The organism is Arthrobacter sp. D3-16, assembly GCF_054408515.1.
The window spans coordinates 4,027,552-4,051,307 of sequence record NZ_CP096437.1 but is presented as its reverse complement, the minus strand read 5'-3'; the positions used below and the strand labels follow the sequence as shown (position 1 = coordinate 4,051,307).

20 protein-coding genes are annotated in these 23,756 nt (G+C 65.2%); 10 read left to right on the top strand and 10 right to left on the bottom strand.

What is annotated here, in order from left to right:
- Positions 1 to 263 precede the first annotated feature (263 nt).
- Genes M1D32_RS18935 through M1D32_RS18910 form a run of 6 tightly spaced genes read left to right on the top strand, consistent with a single transcriptional unit; the run spans position 264 to position 6,493 of the window.
- A complete protein-coding gene (locus M1D32_RS18935) occupies positions 264 to 1,322 on the top strand; it encodes an amino acid ABC transporter permease (protein ID WP_458780153.1) in 1,059 nt (352 codons plus the stop codon).
- Positions 1,322 to 2,128 carry an amino acid ABC transporter ATP-binding protein gene (locus M1D32_RS18930; RefSeq protein ID WP_458780152.1) on the top strand — a complete coding sequence of 269 codons (807 nt, stop codon included), beginning with the start codon at positions 1,322 to 1,324 and terminating at the stop codon, positions 2,126 to 2,128. The genes M1D32_RS18935 and M1D32_RS18930 overlap by 1 nt, the downstream gene beginning before the upstream one ends.
- Positions 2,129 to 2,138: 10 nt before the next feature.
- Positions 2,139 to 3,197, top strand: coding sequence for a transporter substrate-binding domain-containing protein (locus tag M1D32_RS18925; protein WP_458780151.1), 1,059 nt, complete (start codon positions 2,139 to 2,141; stop codon positions 3,195 to 3,197).
- A complete protein-coding gene (locus M1D32_RS18920) occupies positions 3,194 to 4,030 on the top strand; it encodes a DUF1684 domain-containing protein (RefSeq protein ID WP_458780150.1) in 837 nt (278 codons plus the stop codon). The genes M1D32_RS18925 and M1D32_RS18920 overlap by 4 nt, the downstream gene beginning before the upstream one ends.
- Positions 4,027 to 5,118, top strand: a complete 1,092-nt coding sequence (locus tag M1D32_RS18915; protein ID WP_458780149.1) for an LLM class flavin-dependent oxidoreductase — start codon at positions 4,027 to 4,029, stop codon at positions 5,116 to 5,118. Before M1D32_RS18920 ends, M1D32_RS18915 begins: the two co-directional genes overlap by 4 nt.
- 10 nt (positions 5,119 to 5,128) lie before the next feature.
- Positions 5,129 to 6,493: an NtaA/DmoA family FMN-dependent monooxygenase gene (locus M1D32_RS18910; RefSeq protein WP_458780148.1), complete on the top strand. Its 1,365-nt coding sequence runs from the start codon at positions 5,129 to 5,131 to the stop codon at positions 6,491 to 6,493.
- A gap of 206 nt (positions 6,494 to 6,699) precedes the next feature.
- Here M1D32_RS18910 and M1D32_RS18905 read toward each other — a convergent pair whose 3' ends face one another.
- The 3 genes from M1D32_RS18905 to M1D32_RS18895 form a co-directional block, all read right to left on the bottom strand.
- Positions 6,700 to 7,296: a TetR/AcrR family transcriptional regulator gene (locus M1D32_RS18905; protein WP_458780147.1), complete on the bottom strand. Its 597-nt coding sequence runs from the start codon at positions 7,294 to 7,296 to the stop codon at positions 6,700 to 6,702.
- A gap of 77 nt (positions 7,297 to 7,373) precedes the next feature.
- Positions 7,374 to 8,432, bottom strand: a complete 1,059-nt coding sequence (locus M1D32_RS18900) for an LLM class flavin-dependent oxidoreductase (protein ID WP_458780146.1) — start codon at positions 8,430 to 8,432, stop codon at positions 7,374 to 7,376.
- A gap of 106 nt (positions 8,433 to 8,538) precedes the next feature.
- The gene (locus tag M1D32_RS18895; protein ID WP_458780145.1) at positions 8,539 to 9,519 is read right to left on the bottom strand and encodes an ABC transporter substrate-binding protein; all 981 of its coding nucleotides are present in this window, start codon (positions 9,517 to 9,519) and stop codon (positions 8,539 to 8,541) included.
- A 338-nt stretch (positions 9,520 to 9,857) separates the two neighbouring features.
- On the opposite strand from M1D32_RS18895, the gene M1D32_RS18890 reads away from it, so the two are divergent.
- Together M1D32_RS18890 and M1D32_RS18885 are read left to right on the top strand one after the other, a co-directional pair.
- Entirely contained in the window at positions 9,858 to 10,847 is a 990-nt protein-coding gene (locus M1D32_RS18890; RefSeq protein WP_458780144.1) for an LLM class flavin-dependent oxidoreductase, read from the top strand.
- A 64-nt stretch (positions 10,848 to 10,911) separates the two neighbouring features.
- A complete protein-coding gene (locus tag M1D32_RS18885; RefSeq protein ID WP_458782234.1) occupies positions 10,912 to 12,345 on the top strand; it encodes an MFS transporter in 1,434 nt (477 codons plus the stop codon).
- 3 nt (positions 12,346 to 12,348) lie between these two features.
- Here the strand turns inward: M1D32_RS18885 and M1D32_RS18880 are convergent, their stop codons facing one another.
- The 4 genes from M1D32_RS18880 to M1D32_RS18865 form a co-directional block, all read right to left on the bottom strand.
- Entirely contained in the window at positions 12,349 to 13,482 is a 1,134-nt protein-coding gene (locus tag M1D32_RS18880) for an FAD-dependent oxidoreductase (protein WP_458780143.1), read from the bottom strand.
- A gap of 10 nt (positions 13,483 to 13,492) precedes the next feature.
- Complete coding sequence (locus tag M1D32_RS18875; RefSeq protein ID WP_458780142.1) at positions 13,493 to 14,419, bottom strand: AEC family transporter; 927 nt, start codon at positions 14,417 to 14,419, stop codon at positions 13,493 to 13,495.
- A 97-nt stretch (positions 14,420 to 14,516) separates the two neighbouring features.
- A complete protein-coding gene (gene panD / locus M1D32_RS18870; protein WP_458780141.1) occupies positions 14,517 to 14,942 on the bottom strand; it encodes an aspartate 1-decarboxylase in 426 nt (141 codons plus the stop codon).
- Between the two features lie 104 nt (positions 14,943 to 15,046).
- Positions 15,047 to 15,961 carry a LysR substrate-binding domain-containing protein gene (locus M1D32_RS18865; RefSeq protein WP_458780140.1) on the bottom strand — a complete coding sequence of 305 codons (915 nt, stop codon included), beginning with the start codon at positions 15,959 to 15,961 and terminating at the stop codon, positions 15,047 to 15,049.
- A 151-nt stretch (positions 15,962 to 16,112) separates the two neighbouring features.
- Here M1D32_RS18865 and M1D32_RS18860 point away from each other — a divergent pair, with 151 nt between their 5' ends.
- Both M1D32_RS18860 and M1D32_RS18855 read left to right on the top strand, forming a co-directional pair.
- A complete protein-coding gene (locus M1D32_RS18860) occupies positions 16,113 to 17,576 on the top strand; it encodes an amino acid permease (RefSeq protein ID WP_458780139.1) in 1,464 nt (487 codons plus the stop codon).
- A 326-nt stretch (positions 17,577 to 17,902) separates the two neighbouring features.
- Positions 17,903 to 21,409: a bifunctional proline dehydrogenase/L-glutamate gamma-semialdehyde dehydrogenase gene (locus M1D32_RS18855; protein WP_458780138.1), complete on the top strand. Its 3,507-nt coding sequence runs from the start codon at positions 17,903 to 17,905 to the stop codon at positions 21,407 to 21,409.
- Positions 21,410 to 21,499: 90 nt separating this feature from the next.
- Here M1D32_RS18855 and M1D32_RS18850 read toward each other — a convergent pair whose 3' ends face one another.
- The 3 genes from M1D32_RS18850 to M1D32_RS18840 all read right to left on the bottom strand — a co-directional run bounded on the left by M1D32_RS18850 (position 21,500) and on the right by M1D32_RS18840 (position 23,679).
- Positions 21,500 to 21,817 (bottom strand): hypothetical protein, encoded by a 318-nt coding sequence (locus M1D32_RS18850; protein ID WP_163167524.1) that lies wholly within the window; start codon positions 21,815 to 21,817, stop codon positions 21,500 to 21,502.
- A 145-nt stretch (positions 21,818 to 21,962) separates the two neighbouring features.
- Positions 21,963 to 22,769, bottom strand: a complete 807-nt coding sequence (locus tag M1D32_RS18845) for an alpha/beta fold hydrolase (protein WP_458780137.1) — start codon at positions 22,767 to 22,769, stop codon at positions 21,963 to 21,965.
- Positions 22,770 to 22,824: 55 nt separating this feature from the next.
- Positions 22,825 to 23,679, bottom strand: coding sequence for a LysR substrate-binding domain-containing protein (locus tag M1D32_RS18840; RefSeq protein ID WP_458780136.1), 855 nt, complete (start codon positions 23,677 to 23,679; stop codon positions 22,825 to 22,827).
- Between the last annotated feature and the right edge of the window lie 77 nt (positions 23,680 to 23,756).

Sequence of the window (23,756 nt, the reverse complement as noted above, 5' to 3'; positions counted from 1 at the left end):
GGATGCTCCTGGTAGCGGCGGTAGGCGGCGGCTGGAGTGCCCATGCTAGGCAGCCTTTCCGGCGGCGGTCGAGCGCCCCTTCACGGCCGTTAACTCCGCGTCACAACGCGTCAAGGGACGCAAAAAACCGACTCATGACGCCGTGCGAACTCCGGTGAAGTAATGCAACCTGCTGCCTTGCTGCCCCGTTCGCGCCGGTCCTAGATTTGCAGCCAGCAACCGGGGCAACCAGTTCCGGCCCAACCAGAGAAGCGAGGTGGCGCATGAGTTCAGCAGCAACGACGGTGGCGCAGTCAACAAAGTCAGCCCAGTCAGCTGCAGGCCCGGCGCCGGCCGAAGCTCCTGGAACGGCTGCTTCCGGGGCGGGCGGGCTGCCGCCTGAAAATGGCGCGACCAGGGTAGCCACTGACTACTCCGCCTACCGTATGGTGGCCGCCAAGCACCCCTGGCGGTGGGTGGGGACCGCCGTCGTGGCCCTTGGAGTCCTCGCGGTGGCGTGGTCCCTGGCCACCAACCCCCGCTGGGAGTGGGGCGTCGTGGCGCAGTGGTTCACCGCCCAGTCCGTCATCAACGGATTGCTGGAGACACTGAAGCTGACCGCGATCTCCGGCATCCTCGGCTTCGTGCTGGGCTTCATCCTGGCACTGATGCGGTTGTCCGCCTCGCCGCTGCTGGTCTCGGTGTCCTGGACGTTCTCCTGGATCTTCCGGTCCACGCCGCTCCTGGTCCAGATGCTGCTCTGGTACAACCTGGGCTACCTGTACGAAAAGATCAGCTTAGGTATCCCCTTTACCGACGTCCGGTTCTTCGAGGTGCAGACCACCACCCTGATCAGCCAGTTCGCAGCAGCTGTGCTGGGCCTGACCCTGAACCAGGCCGCGTACTCGGCCGAGATCATCCGGGGCGGCATCCTCTCGGTGGACCAGGGACAGCTTGAAGCCGCTGCCGCCCTGGGCATCCCGGCCTGGCGGAGGTCCACCCGCATTGTCCTGCCACAGGCCATGCGGGCCATCCTGCCCAACGCCTTCAACGAGATCATCGGACTGGTGAAGGGCACCTCCATTGTGTACGTCCTGGCGTACTCCGAACTGTTCTACACCGTCCAGGTCATTTACAACCGCACCCAGCAGGTCCTCCCTCTGCTCCTCGTGGCAACCCTTTGGTACGTGGTGATCACCTCGGTGCTCAGCGTCTTCCAGTACTACATTGAACGGCACTACTCCAAGGGGGCGGTGCGGAACCTGCCGCTGACTCCCCTGCAGAAGGCCCGCACATTCTTCGCCACCCACGCAGTGGCCACCAACCGGGCAAGGAGCCTCTGATGACCGCCACCGCAACTGCCGCTACCACCCGCGGCCTCGTGGAAATCACCAAAGTCCGTAAGTCCTTCGGTACCACCGAGGTCCTCAAGGGCGTCAGCCTCACTGTTGAGCCCGGCGGCGTTGCCGTCATCGTTGGCCCCTCCGGTTCAGGCAAATCCACCCTGCTGCGCACCATCAACCATCTGGAAAAGGTGGACGGCGGCTTCATCTCGATCGACGGCAGGCTGGTGGGCTACGAAGTCCGCGGCGAGCGGCTGCTCGAGCTGCGCGAGAAGGAAATCCTGAAGCAGCGCACCGGGATCGGCATGGTGTTCCAGAACTTCAACCTGTTCCCGCACCTCACCGCACTGGAAAACGTGGCCGAAGCTCCCGTCGTGGCACTGGGCCGCTCCAAGGAGGATGCACGGCGCCGCGGCCTGGAGCTGCTGGACCGGGTAGGCCTGAAGGACCGTGCCGGCGCCTACCCCCGCCAACTCTCCGGCGGCCAGCAGCAACGGGTGGCCATCGCCCGCGCCCTGGCCCTAGACCCCAAGATCCTGCTGTTCGACGAGCCCACCTCGGCCCTGGACCCCGAACTGGTCAACGAAGTCCTCGACGTCATCCGGGAACTCGCCACCTCCGGCACCACCCTGATCATCGTCACCCACGAAATGGGCTTCGCCCGCGATGTGGCAGACACCGTGGTGTTTATGGACGAGGGGCAGATCGTGGAACAGGGCAGCCCGGAACAGATCTTCACCAACCCGCAGGAACCGCGCACCCGGAGCTTCCTCTCCAAAGTGCTCGAACCGGCCTTCAACATCTAAAGGACTCCCCATGGCAACCTCTTCACCTGCCGGCATCCGCACCCTACGCTTCCGCAACAGGCGCACTCCCGCGGCGCTGTCCGCCGTCGTACTTCTTGGAACTGTTGCCCTGGCCGGCTGCGCTGATCCCGGCGCAACAGCTGCCGGCCCCGCCGCCGGAGGTGCGCAGACGACGGCGGCACGCAACGGCGTCGTCTACAACACTTCCCCGGACCAACAGCGCATCCGGGCGGAGAAGGACACGGCGCTCGCGGCCAAGGTCCCCGAACTGATCGGCAAGGACGGCAAGCTGACCATTGCCACCACCGCGGGGTCCATTCCGCTGTCCTTCCATGCCACCGATGACAAGACTCCGATCGGATCCGAACTGGACATCGCCCAGCTCGTGGCGGACAAGCTGGGCCTGGAACTGGACGTCCAGGTGACGTCCTGGGAAAACTGGCCACTGAAGACCCAGTCGGGTGACTTCGAGGCCGTCTTCTCCAACGTGGGTGTCAACAAGGACAGGGTGAAGCTGTTCGACTTCGCCAGCTACCGCGCGGCCTTTATGGGCTTTGAAGCCAAGACGTCCGCCACCTATGACATCGAGGGCGCCGACGACATCTCCGGGCTGAAGGTCTCCGTGGGCTCCGGGACCAACCAGGAGAAGATTCTGCTGGCGTGGAACAAGGAGCTCGAAGGCAAAGGCAAGCCGCCCGCCACCCTGCAGTACTACTCCTCCGATGCCGACACCATCCTGGCGTTGTCTTCGGGACGCACCGACCTCAACATCGCGCCCTACCCGTCCACTGTGTACCGGGAAAACACCCGTGACGACCTGAAAGTGGTGGGCAAGGTCAATGCCGGGTGGCCGTCCGAAACCCTCGTGGCTGCCACTACCTTGCGTGGCAACGGCCTGGCACCGGTGATCACGGAAGCCCTGAACGCCGCCATTGAAGACGGCTCATATGCCAAGGTGCTGGAGCGCTGGGGCCTGTCCGAGGAAGCACTGCCGGAGTCCGAGACCATCACCGAAGAAAGCTTTGCGGCCTCCCAGGCTGCCCCCACGCAGAATGAGAAAACCCGATGAACGCCACCACAGCCGGATCCACTGACACCGCATACGAATCCTTTGAATCCGACTGGCAGGAATGGCACTCGGCCCATGAACGCCACCGGGCACACCCGCACGGTTTCCTGGCCGTCACCCACCTCCACTGGTTGGGTCCTGAGCCCGCCGCATTGGACGGAGTGCCCGGAACTTGGAGCGCCGCCAACGACGTCGTCACCGTGGTCCTGGAGCCCGGCGAGCTACTGGAGCTGGAGCAGCAGGCCCTCCCGGCAGGGGAAACGGTCATCGGTCCCATCGCTGAACGTGGCGGCCTGAACTTCAGCTCCGGGCAAACCGTCATTGAGCTTGCCAAGCGGGGCGGCGAGTACATGGTGCGGCCGCGGAATCCTGAGAACGGGCTGCTGCGCGGCTACCAGGGCACGCCGGCCTACACACCGGATGCGGCGTATGCCGTCCGGGGAACCTATGTGCCGTTCGAGGTGCCCCGCCCCACCACGGTGGGTGCCGCCGTCGAAGGCATCCAGCATGTCTACGAGGCGCCAGGTGAGATCCGGTTCAAGCTGGCCGGCCAGGAACTGGCATTGACGGCGTTCAACGGGCACGCGCCCGGATCCCTGCTGGTGCTGTTCACGGACCAGACCTCCGGCAAAACCACCTACGCAGCCAACCGCTCGCTGTCGGTGGTCCCGGCCGGCGACGGCACGGTCGAGCTCGACTTCAACCGGGCCGTGAACCTGCCGTGCGCCTATACCGACCTCGCCACCTGCCCGCTGCCACCCGCGGAAAACCGGTTACCGGTGCCCATTGAAGCCGGCGAGAAGATCCCCTACGAACGTCAGGACCAGCAGTGAGCACCCCGGAAAAGAACACAGCAGAAGCGGGACGGGTCGGTTTCCTGGCGATCGAGCTGGACGGCGCCGGCTGGGACGGCGGAGACTTCGCAACACTTGCCGAAGCCGTCCTCGCCGCTGAATCCGCAGCGTTCCACGTGGCCACGTTTACGGACTCACCGCTTCCGGGCCGGGCCAACGCCCTGCACCGCGCCGCCTACGCCGGGCCGGTAACCCGGACTATCGCCCTGGTCCCCGAGGTGGACACGGTGTACACCGAGCCGTTCCACGTTTCCACGCAACTGGCGAGCCTGGACTACGTGTCCGGCGGCCGTGCCGGTTGGATCGCAACCGCAGCGGAATCACCGGAGGCGGCAGCCGCCGTCGGGCGCGATCATGTGACCGGCACGGCTCTGGCTCAGGAAGCCGCCGCTTCCATCGAGGTTTCCCGACGGCTGTGGGACTCCTGGGAGGACGACGCCGTCATCCGCGACGTCGCAACGGGCCGGTACATCGACGTGGACAAGCTGCACTACGTCGATTTTGAGACCCCCGCCGATTTCGCCGGCGGCGGCTATTCAGTCAAGGGACCATCCATCATTCCCAGGCCGCTGCAGGGGCAGTTGCCGGTGCTTGCCGCTTCGGCCTTGGTGGGCGACGGGCAGGTTTCCGCGAACGACGTGGATGCCGTGCTCGTCACCGCGCCGACGCCCGAACTGCTCGCCGCCGAAGTCAGGGACTTCCGCAGCCGCCTGGGTGCGTCCGTGGCGGTCATCGCCGAGCTCGACGTCGTCCTTGACGCCCGCGGGCAGGCTGCGGCTGAGCGGGCAGCCGGGGCCGAAAGCGGCCGCGCACGGTACCTCGGCACTCCTGCCGGCCTGGCGGACCTGCTTGAGCTGCTGCTCGTGGAGGCCGACGGCGTCCGCCTCCACCCGGCGTCGCTCGCCGTGGAGCTGGACGAACTTTCACGGCTGGTCCTGCCCGAACTGAGGCGCCGCGGCGCCCTGCGGGCGCCGATTCAGGACGGCACCTTCCGCGACCTGCTCGGGCTCCCGCGCCCGGCCAGCCGCTATGCAGATTCATCCGCGGCCGCTGCCGCCGGAAACTAGGGGAAAGACCATGACGCAGCACAGCAGTGCTAAATCCGATGATTTTGTACCGACCGGCAAAATCAAGTTCGGCGTCTTCTTCCAGGGCGTCAACTCCGGCACCATTTGGAAGGCGGGGGAATCCGGGTCCCAAACCGACTTCGAATCCTTCCGCCGCATCGTGCAGACGGCCGAGCGCGGGCTGTTCGCCGCGTTCTTCCTTGGCGAGGGCCTCCGCCTGCGGGAACACCTGGGCAGGCCGCACGCCCTGGACGTGGTGGGCCGCCCGGACGCGCAGACCATGCTGGCCGCCCTTGCTTCCGTGACCAAAAACATCGGGCTTGTGGCTACCCAGAACACCACGTACAACGATCCCGCGGACCTGGCGCACCGGCTCTCGTCCCTTGACCTGATCTCCGGCGGCCGGGCCGCGTGGAACATCGTGACCACCGACAACGCCTGGACCGGCGCCAACTTCCGGCGCGGGGGATACCTGGACCACGCGGACCGCTACAAGCATGCGGAGGCCTTTGTGCGGACCGCCAAGCGCATCTGGGATTCCTGGGAAACCGCGGAAGGGCCGGTGCGCCGCGTGCTCCATGAAGGGCAGCACTACACGGTGGACGTGACGCCGCGGCTGCCTCGAAGCGCGCAGTACCGGCCCGTGCTCTTCCAAGCGGGTGACTCCCCGGAAGGCCGCGACTTCGCCGCCCGCCAGGCGGACGTCATCTTCTCGGCCCATCCCAAGTTCGACGACGCCGTCGAGTTCCGCAAGGACCTCGTGGAACGGTCCCTGGCTGCAGGCCGGGGCGCCAACGCCGTCCAGATCATGCCGGCCAGCGAATTCATCCTCGCGGCCACCGCTGAGGAAGCGGCGGAGAAGAAGGAGTGGGTGCGCAGCCTGCAGATCGGTCCGCAGCAGGCCGTGGCGTACCTGGAGCAGTTTTGGGGCCGCGAACTCTCGGAATATGACCCCGACGGGCCCCTTCCGGAGATCGATCCCGTGGTGGAGGAAACCTCCGAGACCCGCGGCAGCGGCTTCCACGGAGCCAAGGCCAGGCAGTTGGCGGACCAGTGGCGGGCGGAGGCCAAGGACAAGGGCCTCTCCATCCGCCAATTCGTCACCTCCCGCACAGCACGCGTGGACGCCACCTTCACGGGTTCCTACTCGCGAGTGGCTGATCAGTTGGCTGAGTATGCGAGGGTCGGCGCGGTGGACGGTTTCAACATCTCCCCGTGGCTGGTTCCCAGTGGCCTGGACGACATTGTGAACCACCTGGTCCCGGAGCTGCAGGATCGCGGCGTCTACCCCACGGAGTACCGGGGCAGCACCCTGCGTGAAAACCTTGGGCTCGCGGCTCCAGTGCCTGCTGCCGAGGTGGCACGCGCATCATGAGCGCGGCCGGCTACGGGGAAAGGGCCGTCGACGGCACTGAGAGTGCCGTCGACGACCCTTCCCTGGGGAGCGTCAGGCTGCAGCTGACAGTGTGGGAGCTGCAGCTCTAAGGTATTTTGCCTCCGCACCATGGCTTTCCGCCGACGCTGCCTGCAGGGCGGAGCCTGAGGACGGATGTGCTGCGGAAGCCCGCCGCATGGCTGGGGCTATTGGTCCCGCGGCGGCGCGAACGCGATCTGCTCCGTGCGGGCGATGCTTCTCTGGATGGCTGCCTTGTCTATGCCAAGAAGCGCAGTGAGCCACATGCCGTTTTGTACGACGACAATGTCGGCTGCCCGTTCCCTGCATTGCTCCCGCGGGAGTCCGGGAACGGCGTTGGCCACCAGCGATGCGAGCCCGTCGAGGTACCGGTCAAAAGCTGCAGCATTAATCTCGGCATAGTCCTCGTCTGCTTGCGCGAGGGCCCAGAGGTGCAGGCGCAGGGACAGGTACCGTGTAGTCAGCAGGTCGGCGCCCGCAACCCGCCGCAGGGCCTTGCGCAGCTGTTCGTCCGGGGCGGACGTTGGGTCTGGTGCGACCAGCTTAAGGTCGTGCTCGTCTACCCGGTGCAGGGCCGCCCGGATCAGGCTGGTCTTGTCGTCGTAGTAATAGTTCACAAGCCCCAGCGCGACGCCGGCTTCGCGGGCCACAGCGCGCATGCTCACGCCCGAGATACCGTAGCGGGACAGCAGATCGAGCGCCGCTTCGAGGATGCGCGACTGCCTGTCGACCTGTTCGCCGGAGTTCACGGTATTTGTCCCCATCTGGCCAGACTATGGCTAAACCTGCCAGGCATGCACTTTCCAGGGTGGATGGAAGGGCACATGAGGTCATAGGGCGGCTACGGTGAGCCCTGCCCAACCTCCACCGGGGTCCAGCCCAGGGCGGGACCCAACCTGCCGGCAATGTCGGTAAGGATCTGGAGGTAGTCCTCGTGGTCAAAGCTAAAGGGGAGCGCGAACGCCACCTCATCCACTTCCTGGAATCCTGCATGTGCGTACAGCTGCTCCGCAATTTCATCGCTGGTGCCGATGAGGTCCGGGGCGAACATCATGCCTTTTGGCCCCTGCGGCACCCGTGTGCGGGGAGTGCGTTCATCAACGTACCGCTGGTACTTCTCCCGCTGTTCCGGCGATGCTGAATCGGTGGGGATGACCACCAGGCCCTGCGACACGCGGGCCGGTCCATTCGCTTGGGCTGACGTCGCGGCGGCCTCACGAAAGGCACGGATCTGCGATTGCTGAACCCGGGCAAAGTCCGGTTCCTGGTCCGCTTCGGGGAAGATCACACTGCTGGAGAGCAGATTGAAACCGTTCGCCCCGGCCCAGACGGCCGACTTCCTGCTGCCGGCCCCGTACCAAAGGCGATCCCGCAGGCCGGGAGAGTGCGGCTCGACCCGGTTGGAGAATTCCTCGACCACACCTTGCCGGCCGGAAAAGTCCCGCACCCTTTCCCCTGCGATCAGACGTGCAAGGCGGTCCACGCGGGCGTAGCTGAAGTCCTCAAGCTCTGATGTATCCGGGTACAGCTCGTGCTTCAGTGTGTCGTAGTGCATCGGTTCCCCCACGCTCAGCCCCGGATTAATGCGTCCCCCGGCGAGCAGATCGACGGTGGCCAGGTCCTCAGCCAGGCGCAGGGGGTTTTCCCAGCCCAGCGGGGTGACGGCGGTTCCCAGTTCAATCCGGGAGGTGCGCTGGCTGGCGGCGGCCATCACCGCGATGGGGGAGGAGATCCCGAACTGCAGATGGCGGTGGCGCAGCCAGGCACTGTCGAATCCAAGCCGCTCGCCACGTTCAATGATCTGCAAAGTGGATTCGTGGCCGGAAGCGGGATCCGCCGGATCGAACAGGCCAATAGTGAGGAATCCAAGCTTGCGCAAGGGACGGGTGGGGTGGGTCATGGGGCTCCTTCAGCATGGGGCAGCTCCTTCTCAGGATATGCGCCCTGACGTGAAGGATCCCCGCCTTGCTGAAGCGAGGCGGGGATCCATTCGTCGGCAGGCTTTCCTACTTTTTGGGCAGGCCTGCCGGGTTCAGTTCGGACTTCTGGATGGCCTCTGATGAGAGTCCCCAGCGGTCCAGGATCTTGCTGTAGGTGCCGTTTTCAATCAGCTCATTCAGTGCGGCCTGGGCTGCAGCGGCCAGGCCATTGTCCTTCTTGGTGGTGAAGGCGATGTGCGCGGTCAGCGGCCAGCCGCCGTTGAGGGTGCCAACCTGCTTGCTCTTGCCGTCCAGCGCGGCCTTGTACGCGGCCCCGGCGTTCGGTCCGAACGTGAGGTCCGCGCGGCCGGACTGCAGGGCCAGCGTGGAGGCGGAGTCGTCGTCGTAATACTGGAACTCAACAGGCTTCAGGCCGTTCTTCTTGTTCTCCTCGTCCCAGCGCACCAGGATGGCTTCCTGGTTGGTGCCGGAGCCAACAATGACGCGCTTGCCCGCAACATCCTTGGCCTCTTTGATCTCGCCGATGTCCGAATCGCTTTTCGCGTAGAAGCCCAGCAGATCGTTCCGGTAGGTGGCGAAGTCAAACTTTTCCTTGCGGGCTTCGGTGACAGTCACGTTGGACAGCACGGCTTCGTACTTCCCGGACTCAACGCCCAGCGGCCAGTCAGCCCAAGCCACGGGAAGGACCTCGACCTCCAGGCCCAGGGTCTCGCCCACCGCGTAAGCGATGTCCACCTCGCTGCCGATCAGGGTCTTGTTGTCCGTGGCAAAGGCGCTGAGCGGGGCCGTGCCGCCAGTGCTGACAACCGTGAGCTTGCCATCGGCTTTGATGGTCTCCGGAACCAGTGCGGCTGCTTCGGAGTCGGCCGAAACCTTGAAACGGTCCTGCTCAGGGGACAGGTTAAACGCCTTGCCCGCCGCCGTAGTGGGGGAGCCCGACGTCGGTGCTGTCGCCGCCGTCGCGCCGGGGTCGGAGCAGGCAGTGAGCGCCAAGAGTGCCGTGATGGTGAAGGCGACGACGGCTGGTTTTGCCTTGGGGAAGGCCATTTTTCCTCCTTGGAGGTGGGTAGCGGATGCATCGGAGCGTGTTCGTTGCAGCAACTATCCGGCAGGGCCGGACGGGGAATCAAAGGCCTCCGCAACCCTGGGATACAGGGAGTAACGGCGGTTAACCGGGCGACCGCGGCGGTCACATTCGGAGCGGATCTTCCCCCTTTCATGCCGGCAGCGTGCACCTTCATGGTGAGCCGGCGGCGCCCGCCAGCTTGCCGAGTATTCCGAACGTCACAGAAATAAGACGGGTCCCGCCGTGGTTATGCAGAGAGTGCCCGCCGCAACCCGGCCGGCAAAACTCCACGTAACGTTTTGAAAGGTCGGCTCCCACCGTGACTCCTCCCCTCTCCATCCTTGACCTGGCAACCATCGGTAAGGGCCAGACGGCGGCAGAGAGTTTCGCGGGCAGCGTGGCCATGGCGCAGAGCGCCGAGAAGCTGGGGTACCGGCGGGTCTGGTACGCCGAGCACCACAACATGTCCTCCATTGCCTCCTCGGCCACGAGCGTGCTGATCGCCCATGTGGCCGCGCACACGGAGAGCATCCGGCTCGGCGCCGGCGGCGTAATGCTGCCCAACCACTCGCCGCTGACCATCGCGGAGCAGTTCGGCACCCTCGAAACCCTGCACCCGGGGCGGATCGACCTGGGCCTCGGACGTGCGCCCGGCAGCGACCAGAACACCATGCGCGCCCTGCGCCGTGACCCCATGTCCGCCGACAGCTTCCCGCAGGACGTCCTGGAGCTCCAGGGCTACCTCACCGGGCCCACCCGGATCCAAGGCGTGGAAGCCACTCCGGGAAAGGGCACCGACGTCCCGCTGTACATCCTGGGCTCATCCCTGTTCGGCGCGCGCCTGGCCGCCCAGCTCGGCCTGCCGTACGCGTTCGCCTCGCACTTCGCCCCCACCGCGCTGCAGGATGCGGTTGCCCTTTACCGCCGCGAGTTCAAGCCCTCGGCACAGCTGGATGCGCCGCACGTTATCGCGGGCGTGAACGTGATTGCCGCCGATTCCGCCTCCGAGGCACAGGCAATGATGCAGGCCACCAAGCGTGCGCGGGTGTCGCTGTTCTTCGGCGGGGGCCGCGAGTTCACCGACGACGAAGCGGACATGATCCTCGACTCACCCCAGGGCCAGCACGTCTCGCAGATGATGACGTACTCGGCGGTGGGTACGCCCGACGTCGTGATGGACTACCTGGACGAATTTGGCAGGCACGCCGACGCCGACGAACTCATCGTTGCGCACCAAAGCACGGGCACCGAGGCGCGGCTGCGTTCCGTGGAACTGCTTGCGCAGGCCGCCGGACTGGCCCGGGTCTAGCGTGGCACCCACCAGCGAGGGCGTCGGATTCCGATCCAAACGCGGGCCCATCCTTATTGCACTGATGCTGTCCACCGGACTGGTGGCCATTGATTCCACCATCGTGGCCACCGCAGTCCCGTCGATTGTCCGCGACGTGGGCGGGTTTGAATCGTTCCCCTGGCTCTTTTCCGCGTACCTGCTGGCCCAGGCCGTCTCGGTGCCGATCTACGGGAAGCTGTCGGACATGGTTGGCCGCAAGCCGATCATCCTGGCAGGCATCGGACTGTTCCTGCTTGGTTCCATCCTCTGCGGGATCGCCTGGAGCATGCCCGCCCTGATCGCTTTCCGGGCGCTGCAGGGACTCGGCGCGGGAGCCGTGCTGCCGGTGTCCATCACCATTGCCGGCGACATCTACTCAGTTGAGGAGCGGGCCAAAGTCCAGGGCTACCTGGCCAGTGTGTGGGCGGTCTCCTCAGTGGTGGGTCCCAGCCTGGGCGGCATATTCTCCACTCTGGGGATCTGGCGCGGCATCTTCCTGGTCAACGTTCCCTTGTGCCTGCTGGCCGGGTGGATGCTGCTCCGGACCCTTCACGAAAACGTCGAGCGCACCAAGCACAACGTGGACTATGCAGGCTCTGCGCTCCTGGCAGGTTCGCTCAGCCTGCTGATCCTTGGCGCCCTCCAGGGCGGGCAGGCGTGGGAGTGGAATTCACCGGTTGGCATCGGCGTCTTCGCCGCGGGCGCCGTCCTCCTGGTCCTGTTCCTCCTGGTGGAGCGGCGGGCGGCGGAGCCGGTCCTGCCGGCCTGGGTGGTGTCGCGTCGCCTGCTGGGTACCACGGCGCTGGTGTCCTTCGGCGTTGGAGCAGTCATGATCGGACTGACGTCGTATGTTCCCACGTTCCTCGAAGGAGCCCTGTCCACCTCGCCGTTGATTGCCGGCCTGGCGCTCGCAGCGCTGACCCTCGGCTGGCCGATCAGCGCCTCGCAGGCCGGACGGCTCTACCTGCGGATCGGGTTTAAACCCACTGCCCTGATCGGGATTGCCGTCACAGTGGCGGGCCTTCTGGTCCTTGCCCTGACGTCAGCTACTCCCAACGTGATGCTGATTGCCGTCAGCTGCTTCGTCGTCGGACTCGGCCTGGGCTTGGTGGCCACGCCGACCCTCATCGCTGCCCAGTCAAGCGTGGAATGGAATGAGCGCGGCGTCGTGACAAGCACCAACATGTTCGCCCGGTCCATTGGCAGCGCCCTCGGCGTGGCCGTGTTCGGCGCCATCGCGAATTCGGTGTACGCAAACAGGGCAGGAGGCGCCGGTGAGGCATCGGCCGTCGTCGCCGCTTCAGGCGCCGTCTTCCTGGCGGCCCTGGCGGCAGGCCTCCTCACTGTGGCCGCGGTGCTGGCCATGCCCGCGGTCAAGGCGACCGCGGGAAAGCAGGTTGCGGGAAAGCCGGTTCCGGGGAAGGCGGCCGACGGCGAGCCGGTCGCCAGCGGGGTAGAGGACGGCAAGGAGCGTTAACGGCTAGCGGGATGCGCGGAAGATCTCCGGCGCCGGCCGGGTGCCGGTGGCGAGGTCGGCAAGGATGCGGCCAACAACGGGAGTGAACTTAAACCCGTGCCCGGAGAATCCTGCGCCTATGACCACAGGGCCAATCCGGTCCAGGACGAAATCCTCATCCGGAGTGGTGGTGTAGGTGCAGCTGATGGCCTCGAAGGAATCGGCGTCCACGCCGGGGAGCCACGTTCGGGCGTAATCCTGCAGGGCGGCGAGCTGGACGGGTTCCGGCTGGAACGATCGCCGGTCCGGGTCCACCACGGGGCCCACGCCGTGCCACCCGGCCTTGACCCCCTCCCCTGGAGTCTGCATTCCGTATACCGGGGAGTACCAGTTTTTGTACTCGGCGCCCGTGCCAGGCATGTGGTTGAAGCCGGGCCACCGGGCGCCCCCATCCGCCACCCGGAAGTGTGCCGGCTGCTCCTGGGTGACCCGCAGCTTCGGAGTCCGCAGTCGCGTGTTTCCGGCGGCGCCGGCCAGGAGCTTTTCGGTCCAGCCCCCGGCGGTGATCACAACCTGGGCGGCCGTGACCATCTCGGCGCCCGCGCCGGACTCCAAGGTGAGCCGGACGCCGTCGTCCATGACTCTCAGCTCCACCACTTTGGTGTGATGCCGCATCTCTGCGCCCCGGGCCACCGCGAGCCGCTGGAAGACTGGCAGCGCCGCCTCCGGGTTGAGCTGGCCGCCGTCGGGCATGTGGAGTGCCTGCTGGTCAAAGCGGATGCCGCGCCAGCGCTCGCCGGCCGCGGCCGGGGACAGGAATTCGGCACGGATGCCGGCCTGGTTCAGCGCAGCGGCGACGTCCGGAAGCCGCGGATCGGGGCCGTGGTTGACCACCCCCGTTCGGGCCAGCAACAGTTGGCCGCTGTCCTGCTCGAGTTCGTCCCACAGGCTCAAGGCTTCGGCCAGCATGGCCACGTATTCCGGCCGGTGGTAGCCGGGGTTCAGATTGCGCGTGGCCCCGTGCGAGGCGCCGATCTTGTGCCCCGGCCCGAACTGCTCCACCAGCGTCACCTGGCGGCCACGGCGGGACAACGCCCACGCCGCAGCCGAGCCCATGGCTCCGCCGCCGATCACCACGGTGTCCAGCATCTTCTCCATCAGACTCCCATCAGGTCAGCAGCAGCGCTACGCCAATCATCGCCGGGACGGCCACCACGGTAGTAATCAGCACGGTGTCCTTGGCCACGGTGAGGCCCGTTTTGTAACGGCTGGCGGCCACAAAAACATTCTGCGCCGTAGGCAGCGCTGAGGTGACCACGACGGCAAACAAAATGTGGCCCTCCAGCCCCAGTGCGAAACGGGCAAAGACATACGCAAGCGCCGGCTGGACCGCCAGTTTGAACGTGCTGGCCAGCAGGGTGTCCACGCGGCGGGCGGCGGAGGCCTGGAGCGGGCGGGTGCCGTTCAGGCTCATGCCAAAGGCGATGAGCATGGCCGGGATCGCGGCGCCGCCGATCAGGTGGATGGGCTCCATAACCAGCGGCGGAACCTGCCAGCCGGTGCCTGCCACCAGCAGGCCCAGGGCGGAGCCGACGATCATCGGGTTCTTCAGAATCATCACCACGAAGTTCAGGGGCGTGGTGCGGTGCGAGCTGGTGCTCGAGTCCAGGATCATCAGGAACAGCGGCGTGAAAAAGGCCAGTTGAAAGATCAGCAGCGGCGCCACGTAGCTCGCATCGCCCAGGACGTAGACCGCGATGGGGATGCCCAGGTTGGCGGAGTTCACCAAGGATGCCGCCATCGAGGACATCAGGGACTCGGGAAGCGAGCGTTTAAGCCAGAACTTGGCGATGACAAAGAAGATGGCGGCGGTGGCGATCGCCGATACCGCAGCAACCAGCAGGGGAGCCGCGAAAACCTCGGCCAGCCGTGCCTTACTGAGCGTTTCGAACAGCAGCGCCGGGCTGGCCACAAAGAAGGTGAGGGAGCTGAGGACCTGGCGTGCGTTGTCACCCAGGATCTTCTGCCGGCCCACGAACCAGCCCACCAGGATGATGCACCAGACAACGAAAAAGCCGGCCAGTACACCTAGCAAGGGATACCCCGCAGGGAGCTAAACGGCTGGGAGCTGAGCTGTTGGGAGTTGAACGGCAGGGCGCAGCGGCGGAGGGTACTGGGACACACGCTCCGGATTAGAGGGAAGCGTTGTTAAGGGCAAAAGGGGGGCGGAGCAGCCCTGGCGTCAGTCCCTCGGCGGGGTCGTTGCCCAGTTGGATCACGCGGTTGTTTCCGTCCACGTGGACCACCTTGGGCTCGTAGGCCTTCGCTTCCTCGGTGGTCATCTGCGCGTAGGTGATCAGAATGACAATGTCGTTTTCCTGCATCAGGTGGGCCGCAGCACCGTTGATGCCGATGACGCCGGAGCCGCGCTCGCCGGCAATGGTGTAGGTCTCCAGCCGGGCGCCGTTGGTCACGTCCACGATGGACACCAGTTCGCCGGGAAGAATGTCGGCAGCGTCCAGGAGGTCCAGGTCAACGGTGACGGAACCTACGTAGTGCAGGTCGGCGTGCGTGACGGTGGCCCGGTGGATTTTTGACTTGAACATTGTTCGATTCATAACGGCATCAGTCTAGCGCCGGGGGACATTCCGCGCAGTGACGCAGGGAACACTGCAGCAGTAAATCGCAACCCCCGCGGACAGAAGGTCTCGACGGCGGGTGGTCACCCGGCGTCGTTCGTTGCCACCGCCGCGGCGGCCGCAGCCAGCGTCTCCCTTGCTGCAAGGATGGCGGGCCGCTGGGCGCTGGAACGGCGCACTGAAGTGAACACTGTGCGGTGCGGCTTGCCAGGGAGCTCCAGCAGTTGGGCAGTGGTGCCGCGGCCCGTCCAGACCAGGTCCGGCATCAGGGCCACGGCGTTGCCGGACTCGATCAGCCGGATCTGCGCCTGAAGGTCGGCAGTTTCAAAGCGGACATCGGGTTCGAACCCGGCACTCCGGCAGGCCTGCTCCGCCCAGTGCCGTGATGCTGCGCCCCGCGGCTCCATCACCCAGGCGAGTTCCGCGGTGTCCGCCAGCGAGCTGATGGCGGGCCCGCCGTCGGACGTTGGTGGAACTGCCAGCCTGATGGCATCGGTGGTCAGCCGGACGCGGTCCAGCTCGGGGTATCGCGGGGCAGCGTGCCCCGGGTACTGTTCAGCGATGACAAGGTCGAAGTCCCGCGCCCAGGTCTCGTGCAGTGCGGTTTCCGGCTCACGCTGGATCATCTCGATGCGGACCTCCGGGTAGGCCTTGGCCATCCTCGTCAGCGTTTCCGGCATCAGTGCAAGGGCAGCCGACTGGAAGACCGCGATCCGGACCGTGCCGGTGACAGTGGTTAAGGAAGCAGCCAGGTCGGCCTCCGCCTGTTCCATGGTCTGCAGCAGGCTGGCCGTGTGCGCCACCAGCACCTCAGCCTGCGGTGTGAGCTGCACGCGCCGGCCGGTCTTGCGGAGCAGCTCCACTCCTACTTCCTTCTCCAGCAGGGCAAGCTGCTGGGATACCGACGACGGGCTGTACTGCAGCGCCTCCGCCACCTCGGCGAGCGTTCCACGGATGCTTAGTTCCCGGAGCAGCCGGAGCCTGCGGAGGTCAAGCATGGGGAATTCCTAACTGAATCTAACGAATATAGGTTAGAAGTAGTCACTTTATCTAATGCAAGCAGGCTTGCATACTGTTGGGACCGAGTTACCCCCGTCACAGCGCCTAGCGGCGTGCCGCGGCGGGGTCGCACCCCAACAGGAGTTCCTGATGAGCACTAGAGATATGAGCCAGTCGATCATGAGGCGCAAGCCAATCGACGACATTGAGGAAGAAAACAAACACAGTGGCCTCTTCAAGTCACTCGGGCTGTGGCAGCTTACGGCGATCGGCGTAGGCGGCATTATCGGCGTCGGCATCTTTTCGCTTGCGGGACTGGTGGCAGCAGGAAGCGAAACCGCACCCGGGGTGGGGCCCGCGGTGCTGATTTCCTTCCTGGTGGCCGGCCTTGCTTCGGCCGCCGCGGCGCTGTCCTACGCAGAGTTCGCGGGCATGATTCCCCGTGCCGGCTCGGCGTACACCTACGGATATGTGGCGTTGGGCGAGATCATCGGCTGGTTCATCGGCTGGGACCTGCTGCTCGAATACATTGCCATCGTGGCCGTGGTGGCCATCGGCATCTCCGGCTACTTCGACGCTTTCCTCTCAGGCATCGGCATCAACATGCCCGTCTGGATGACCTCCACCGCGGAGGAAGGCAGGGGCGGCATCGTCAACATCCCGGCCATCGTGGTGTGCCTCATCGTGACCTGGATCCTCTCCCGCGGCACCAAGGCTTTCGGCCGGTTCGAACTCGTGGCAGTGGCCATCAAGGTCATCCTGATCCTCTTCATCATTGGACTGGGCGTCTTCTACATCGACACCAACAACTACAACCCGTTTATGCCCAGCGGCTTCGGCCCCGTCCTTGCGGGTGCTGCCACCGTCTTCTTCGCCGTGTTCGGCTACGACGCCATGAGTACCGCGGCCGAAGAGGCCAAGGACGGCAAGAAGCACATGCCCAAGGCCATTATCCTTTCGCTGATCATTGCGATGCTCCTGTACGTGGCCGCCACCCTGGTCCTGACCGGTATGCAGAACTACAAGGACATCGACCCCACCGCAGGCTTTGCTTCAGCCTTCACGGGTGTGGGCCTGCCGGTGATTGCCGCCATCATCTCGGTGTTCGCCGTGTTGTCCATCCTCACCGTGATGCTGACCTTCCTCCTGGGTGTTACCCGCGTCTGGTTCTCCATGAGCCGCGATGGACTGCTCCCCGGCTGGTTCTCCAAGACCGACCGCCACGGCACCCCACAGCGCGTTACGTGGATCGCCGGCGTGACGTCCGCCCTGCTGGCCGGAGTGTTCCCCATCAAGGCCGTTGCCGACCTTACGAACATCGGCATCCTGGCCGCGTTCGTCGTCGTCTGCTTCTCCGTGATCGTGTTCCGCTACAAGAAGCCGGACGCTCCCCGGTCCTTCCGCCTGCCGCTGATGCCGGTCATCCCGGCCTTCGGTGTGCTGGCCTCGGCGTTCCTGATGTTCCAGCTGCACTGGGAAACGTGGGCCCGCTTCGGCGTCTGGCTTGTTATTGGCCTGGCCATCTACTTCTTCTATGGCAAGAAGAACTCGCTGATGAACCCGAACAGCCCGCGGCATGAGGAGATTGTGGAGATGCACCCGCCCGTCGGCTGACGCTGCCCAACCCCCGAACGCCCCACCACCTGGCGCCTCAGCCGGGACGCTCTCTCACTTAATGTCGCTTAAACCCGGACGCTCTATCACCTTCCTGTGGACGGTGATAGAGCGTTTCCGTTTTTTCCGCATTAAGTGAGAGAGGGTGGCCACAACGCCGCGCCATGTGAGGGAGCGTCCGGTGGCGAGGGGCAATCGGCCGGGGGAAAATGCTTCATGTTTTCTAACCTGTATTGCTTAGAAAAGATCGCTTTATCTTATGTGACAGGAAGCTCATACTGGTGGGTAAGAGCTCCTTGTAACCCCAGGAAAGAACGAGAAAAGCCATGACCCACATTGCAATGGAACCGGCAATTGCATCCGGAACTACGCCACGGACCGTCGACGTCGATGTGCCCCAGGCGAAGGCGCTGGCCAACGAAGCGGTAGCGCTGGTCCGCCACTGGCTGACCGAGGCGTCCAAGGTTCCCGTGGATGCTTCCGCCCAGCAGCTTGCAGGGGTGTTGAAGGACCCCAACGGGCTGGAGTTCACCGTTGGTTTCGTGGACGGGGTGGTCCGGCCCGAGGACCTGAACGTGGCCGCGCGGAACCTCGCCGCGCTCGCACCCAAGGTCCCCGCGTTCCTGCCCTGGTACATGCGCCGTGCCGTGCAGCTGGGCGGGACCATGGCTCCGGTTATGCCGCAGGTTGTCATCCCCATCGCCCGCAAGGTCCTGCGCGAAATGGTGGGCCACCTCATCGTGGACGCCACCGACGCCAAGCTGGGCCCCGCGATTACGAAGATCCGCAAGGACGGCATCAAGCTCAACGTCAACCTCCTGGGCGAGGCTGTCCTCGGCGAACACGAGGCTTCACGCCGTCTCGAGGGCACGCACACCCTGCTGGCCCGCCCGGACGTAGACTACGTCTCCATCAAGGTGTCCTCTACTGTGGCACCCCACTCCGCCTGGGCCTTCGACGAGGCCGTGGAGCACGTGGTGGAAAAGCTCACCCCGCTGTTCCAGCGCGCCGCCTCGTTCGCCGGGACCGGCACGAAGGCAAAGTTCATCAATCTGGACATGGAAGAGTACAAGGACCTGGACATGACCATCGCGGTCTTCACCAGGATCCTGGACAAGCCCGAGTTCAAGAACCTCGAAGCCGGCATCGTACTTCAGGCCTACCTCCCGGACGCCCTGTCCGCAATGATCCGCCTGCAGGACTGGGCAGCCGAACGCCGTGCCAACGGCGGGGCCGCCATCAAGGTCCGCGTGGTCAAGGGCGCCAACCTGCCCATGGAGCAGGTGGAAGCCTCCCTGCACGACTGGCCGCTGGCAACCTGGGGCAGCAAGCAGGACTCCGATACCAGCTACAAGAGCGTCATCAACTACTCCCTCCACCCGGATCGGATCCAGAACATCCGGATCGGCGTGGCCGGTCACAACCTGTTCGACATCGCCTTCGCCTGGCTCCTGGCAAAGCAGCGCGGCGTTGAATCCGGCATCGAATTCGAAATGCTGCTGGGCATGGCGCAGGGCCAGGCCGAAGCAGTCAAGAAGGACGTCGGTTCGCTGCTGCTCTACACCCCCGTGGTGCACCCGGCCGAGTTCGACGTCGCCATCGCCTACCTGATCCGCCGCCTCGAAGAAGGGGCAAGCCAGGACAACTTCATGTCGGCAGTGTTCGAGCTGAGCGAAAACGAGGTCCTGTTCGAGCGCGAGAAGCAGCGCTTCCTGGCCTCGCTCGCCGAACTGGACAACACGGTTCCGCCGGCCAACCGGCAGCAGAACCGCAACCTGCCGCCCGAGCCGATGCCCCATAACGGCTTCGAGAACACCCCGGACACGGATCCGTCCCTGCCGGCCAACCGCGGCTGGGGCCGGGCCATCCTGGAACGCGTCCCGTCCTCCACCCTGGGCAACGCCTCCGTCGCCGCAGCATCCATCAAGGACGAGGCCACCCTCAACACCGTCATCCAGACCGCCCTGGACAAGGGCAAGGCCTGGGGCGAGCTCTCCGGCGACGAGCGCGCCGAAATCCTGCACCGCGCCGGCGACGTCCTGGAGGCCCGCCGCGCGGACCTGCTCGAGGTCATGGCCAGCGAGACCGGCAAGACTATCGACCAGGGAGACCCCGAGGTCGGCGAAGCAGTGGACTTTGCCCACTACTACGCCGAATCCGCCCGCAAGCTGGACAAGGTCGACGGCGCCACGTTCGTTCCCGCGAAGCTCACCGTAGTCACCCCGCCGTGGAACTTCCCGGTCGCCATCCCCGCCGGGTCCACCCTCGCGGCACTCGCCGCCGGCTCCGCCGTCGTCATCAAGCCTGCCAAGCAGGCTGCCCGCAGCGGCGCCGTGATGATCGAAGCCCTCTGGGAAGCGGGTGTGCCCCGGGACGTCCTCACCATGGTGCAGCTCGGTGAGCGCGAGCTCGGCAAACAGCTGATTTCGCACCCGGCCGTTGACCGGGTGATCCTCACCGGCGGCTACGAGACAGCCGAACTGTTCCGTTCCTTCCGCCAGGACCTGCCGCTCCTGGCTGAAACAAGCGGCAAGAACGCCATCATCGTCACCCCCAGCGCTGACCTGGATCTTGCTGCCAAGGACGTCGCCTACTCCGCGTTCGGCCACGCCGGCCAGAAGTGCTCTGCCGCTTCACTGGTGATCCTGGTGGGCTCCGTGGCCAAGTCCAAGCGGTTCCACAACCAGCTGATCGACGCCGTCACTTCGCTGAAGGTGGGCTACCCCGAAGACCCCACCAGCCAGATGGGCCCGATCATCGAGCCCGCCAACGGAAAACTCCTCAACGCCCTCACCACCCTCGGCGAAGGTGAGAACTGGGCCGTTGAGCCGCAGAAGCTGGACGACACCGGAAAGCTGTGGAGCCCGGGCGTGCGTTACGGCGTCAAGCGTGGTTCCTACTTCCACCTGACCGAATTCTTCGGCCCGGTCCTGGGCGTCATGACCGCCGACACCCTGGAAGAAGCCATCGCCATCCAGAACCAGATCGAGTACGGCCTCACAGCCGGCCTGCACTCCCTGAACAGCGAGGAACTGGGCATCTGGATGGACAGCATCCAAGCCGGAAACCTGTACGTGAACCGCGGCATTACCGGCGCCATCGTGCAGCGCCAGCCGTTCGGTGGCTGGAAGAAATCAGCAGTTGGCGCCGGTACCAAGGCTGGCGGACCGAACTACCTTGCCGGCCTGGGCGAGTGGACTTCCGCTCCGAGTACTGCGGATACTGTTGTCACCCATCCCGGTGTCGTGCGGATCATCAATGCGGCCGGTTCGGCCCTGGAAACTGAAGAACTGGAATCCGTCCAGCGTGCACTGGCCTCCGATGCGGAATCCTGGGCAGACGAATTCGGGACCGCAAAGGACGTGTCCGGGCTGAGTGCGGAACGCAACATCTTCCGCTACCGCAGCTTGCCCGTGACCATTCGCCTCTCTGAGGGGGCGCCGCTCGCGCATCTCGTCCGGACTGTAGCCGCCGGGGTCCTGGCAAGCTCGGAGCTGACGGTGTCCACCGCCGTCGGGCTTCCTGCGCAGCTGCGCGCGGTGCTCACCGCGCTGGACATCGACGTCAAAGTTGAGTCCGACGCCGACTGGCTGGCTGCTGCTGGCCAGCTCGCTGAGGCCGGGAAGCTTTCCGGAGCACGCATGCGCCTGATCGGCGGAGATGCGGCTGCTTTGGCGCACGCGACCGGCGGCCGCCCGGACCTTGCCGTCTACTCCCACCCGGTCACCGAGGCCGGCCGCGTGGAACTGCTGCCGTTCGTGCACGAGCAGGCGGTGAGCATCACTGCGCACCGCTTCGGCACACCGAACCACCTCTCGGATGCGCTGATCTAGCGTTAATCGAAGCAGTGCAACAGAAGGCCGGGTGGCCACCTTGACGGTGGCCGCCCGGCCTTCTGTTGCACTGGCTGGTTTAGTTCTCCGCTAGCCGAGGTACCAGCCGGGCGGTGTCCACGTCACCGGCACGCTGTGAGCGGAAAACTCCTCGCAACGGGTGCAGGTGTAGGCGACCTCGCCCAACGTTGCAACAGCCCCGTCCCGCCGGTATGTCGGCGGAATGTAGGACTCAAGGTAGACAAATTCATCGGTGCGGCACTTGTCGCAGGTAGGCTTGCCGACGTATCCGGAGTCCGTGGTGGCCAGTCCGGAGCCGAGGGTGGATTGGCGGGTAGCCAGCGGCCGCGCAGTATTATGCGGGCGGGCATGCGTGGAGCTGAGGCGGGTGTTCTTGGCTGTCGTCATTGGCTGCCTGTCCCGAGCGCCCAATCCGTTGGGCAGGGCGTGCTCGTATTGGAGAACCGGCCATCTGCTTGACCATGGGAAAACCAGCATAGGTGATGCAACCTTGCGCCATCAATGGAGAACGGGTTGTCTTCCGGGGCAAGCTTTAGCTGGTCAGGAACGATTTCAGTGCGGCTACCCATGCGCCGGGGGCATCGAGATGGGCGTCATGAGAGGCCGTGGGCAGGTCGACGCGCCGGACGTTTTGGCCGCGGGCGGCGAATTCCGTTTTCTGCTCTGCTGAAAACATTCCTTCTTCGCCATACACCACGAGGGTGGGAACTGTGACGGCGTCCCACTCCTCCCAGCGGGGCCGTCTCAGCCCGTTCATGGTGTCCACCAGGACGTCAGCGTGGAAGCGGGGCCAGTATCCGTTGTCCCTTTCCTCGAGGTCGGACACCCACGCCTCCTGCAGGCAGCCGTGGCCCAGAAACTCCTTCGCGGCGGACCGGCTGGGGAAGGGGACCGGCCAGGAGCGGAAGAATTCTCCGAGCTGCATATTCGCGGCCACGCTGCTGCTGCCGGCTCCGCTTTCGAGCAGCACGAGTTTAGTGACCAGGTCTGGCCGTTTAGCCGCAACGAGCATTGCGGTGTGGCCGCCCATCGATTGGCCCACGAGTACTACAGGACCGCCCACGGCGGACTCGATCACGTGGACGACGTCGGCAACAAAGGCCTCCCGGGAAAGATCGCCGGGCCTGGAGGTGCTTCGGCCGTGGCCTCGCAGGTCAACCAGGATAGTCCGGAATTCCGGAAGGGCACGGGCGGTTTCAAAGAATTCCGCGGCACTGCCGGCCAGGCCATGCAGCATAACGACTGGAAGTCCGTTGCCGCCGGCGTCGAAGTAGTTGATCCGGACCCCCGAACCGACGTCAAGGGCGAACTGGTGCGCGGCGCCGGTGATCGCTCTCATGCGTACAACCTACGCCTGAGGGATCCTGCAGTCGCGGACCGGCTTGATACTCAGGCTAGGACGGGCGGTTGATGGTCCGCCCCACGATGGACTGCGTGAGTGCATCGATCACCTCGGAGTTGGCCAAGGGGTTGCGGATCAAGGTGAAATCCACGTCACCAACTGCCGGAAGGGCAAAGCGCCGCGTGATGATCTTCAGGTCCTCGGGCACCAGCGAGGACGGCATAACGGCAACGCCGATGCCGGCCCGGACTGCGGCAAGGACTCCGCTGATCTGGCGCGTGGTGCAGGTGATGCGCCAGGTCCTGCCATGGGACTCCAAAGCATCGATTGCGAGCTTTCGGCTTAGGCTGGGGGCGGGATAGGCGATCAGCGGCACGGGAGCTCCGGGTTCCAGCACGGTCTGTTCCTGGCCCACCCAGGAGAACGAGTCATGCTGTACCACCGTGCCGTCCTTGGCCCCGGCGACCCACTTCACGAACACGAGGTCAAGCTGGCCGGCATTGAGCTTCCGGTAGAGCTGGTCGCTTTGGCCAACCGTCAGTTCCAGGTTGATCTGCGGATAGATCTGCCGGAATTCCCGGAGAATCCGGGGGAGGCCGGTAATCGCAAGGTCATCAGCGGTACCAAACCGGAGCCTGCCACGCATGGCGGAGCCGGAGAAATACCGCGCAGCGGCGTCGTGGGCGGAGAGGATGTTCCGTGCGAAGCCCGCCATGGCATCACCGTTGTCCGTCAGCCGGACATCCCGGGTATCCCTCGTGATCAGCACCCGCTTGGCGGCTGTTTCAAGCTTTCTGACGTGCTGGCTGACCGTGGGTTGGGCAAGGCCCAGCCGGTCAGCAGCCTTGGTAAAACTCAGGGTTTCGGCAACCGCCAGGAAGGAGCGCAACTGCGCCGGTTCAAACACGGGGACTCCTGTGGGGCAGAAAGCGGATATTGCCAGCATTGCAGTTCGCAATACGAGTTATAGGGACAATACGTCTC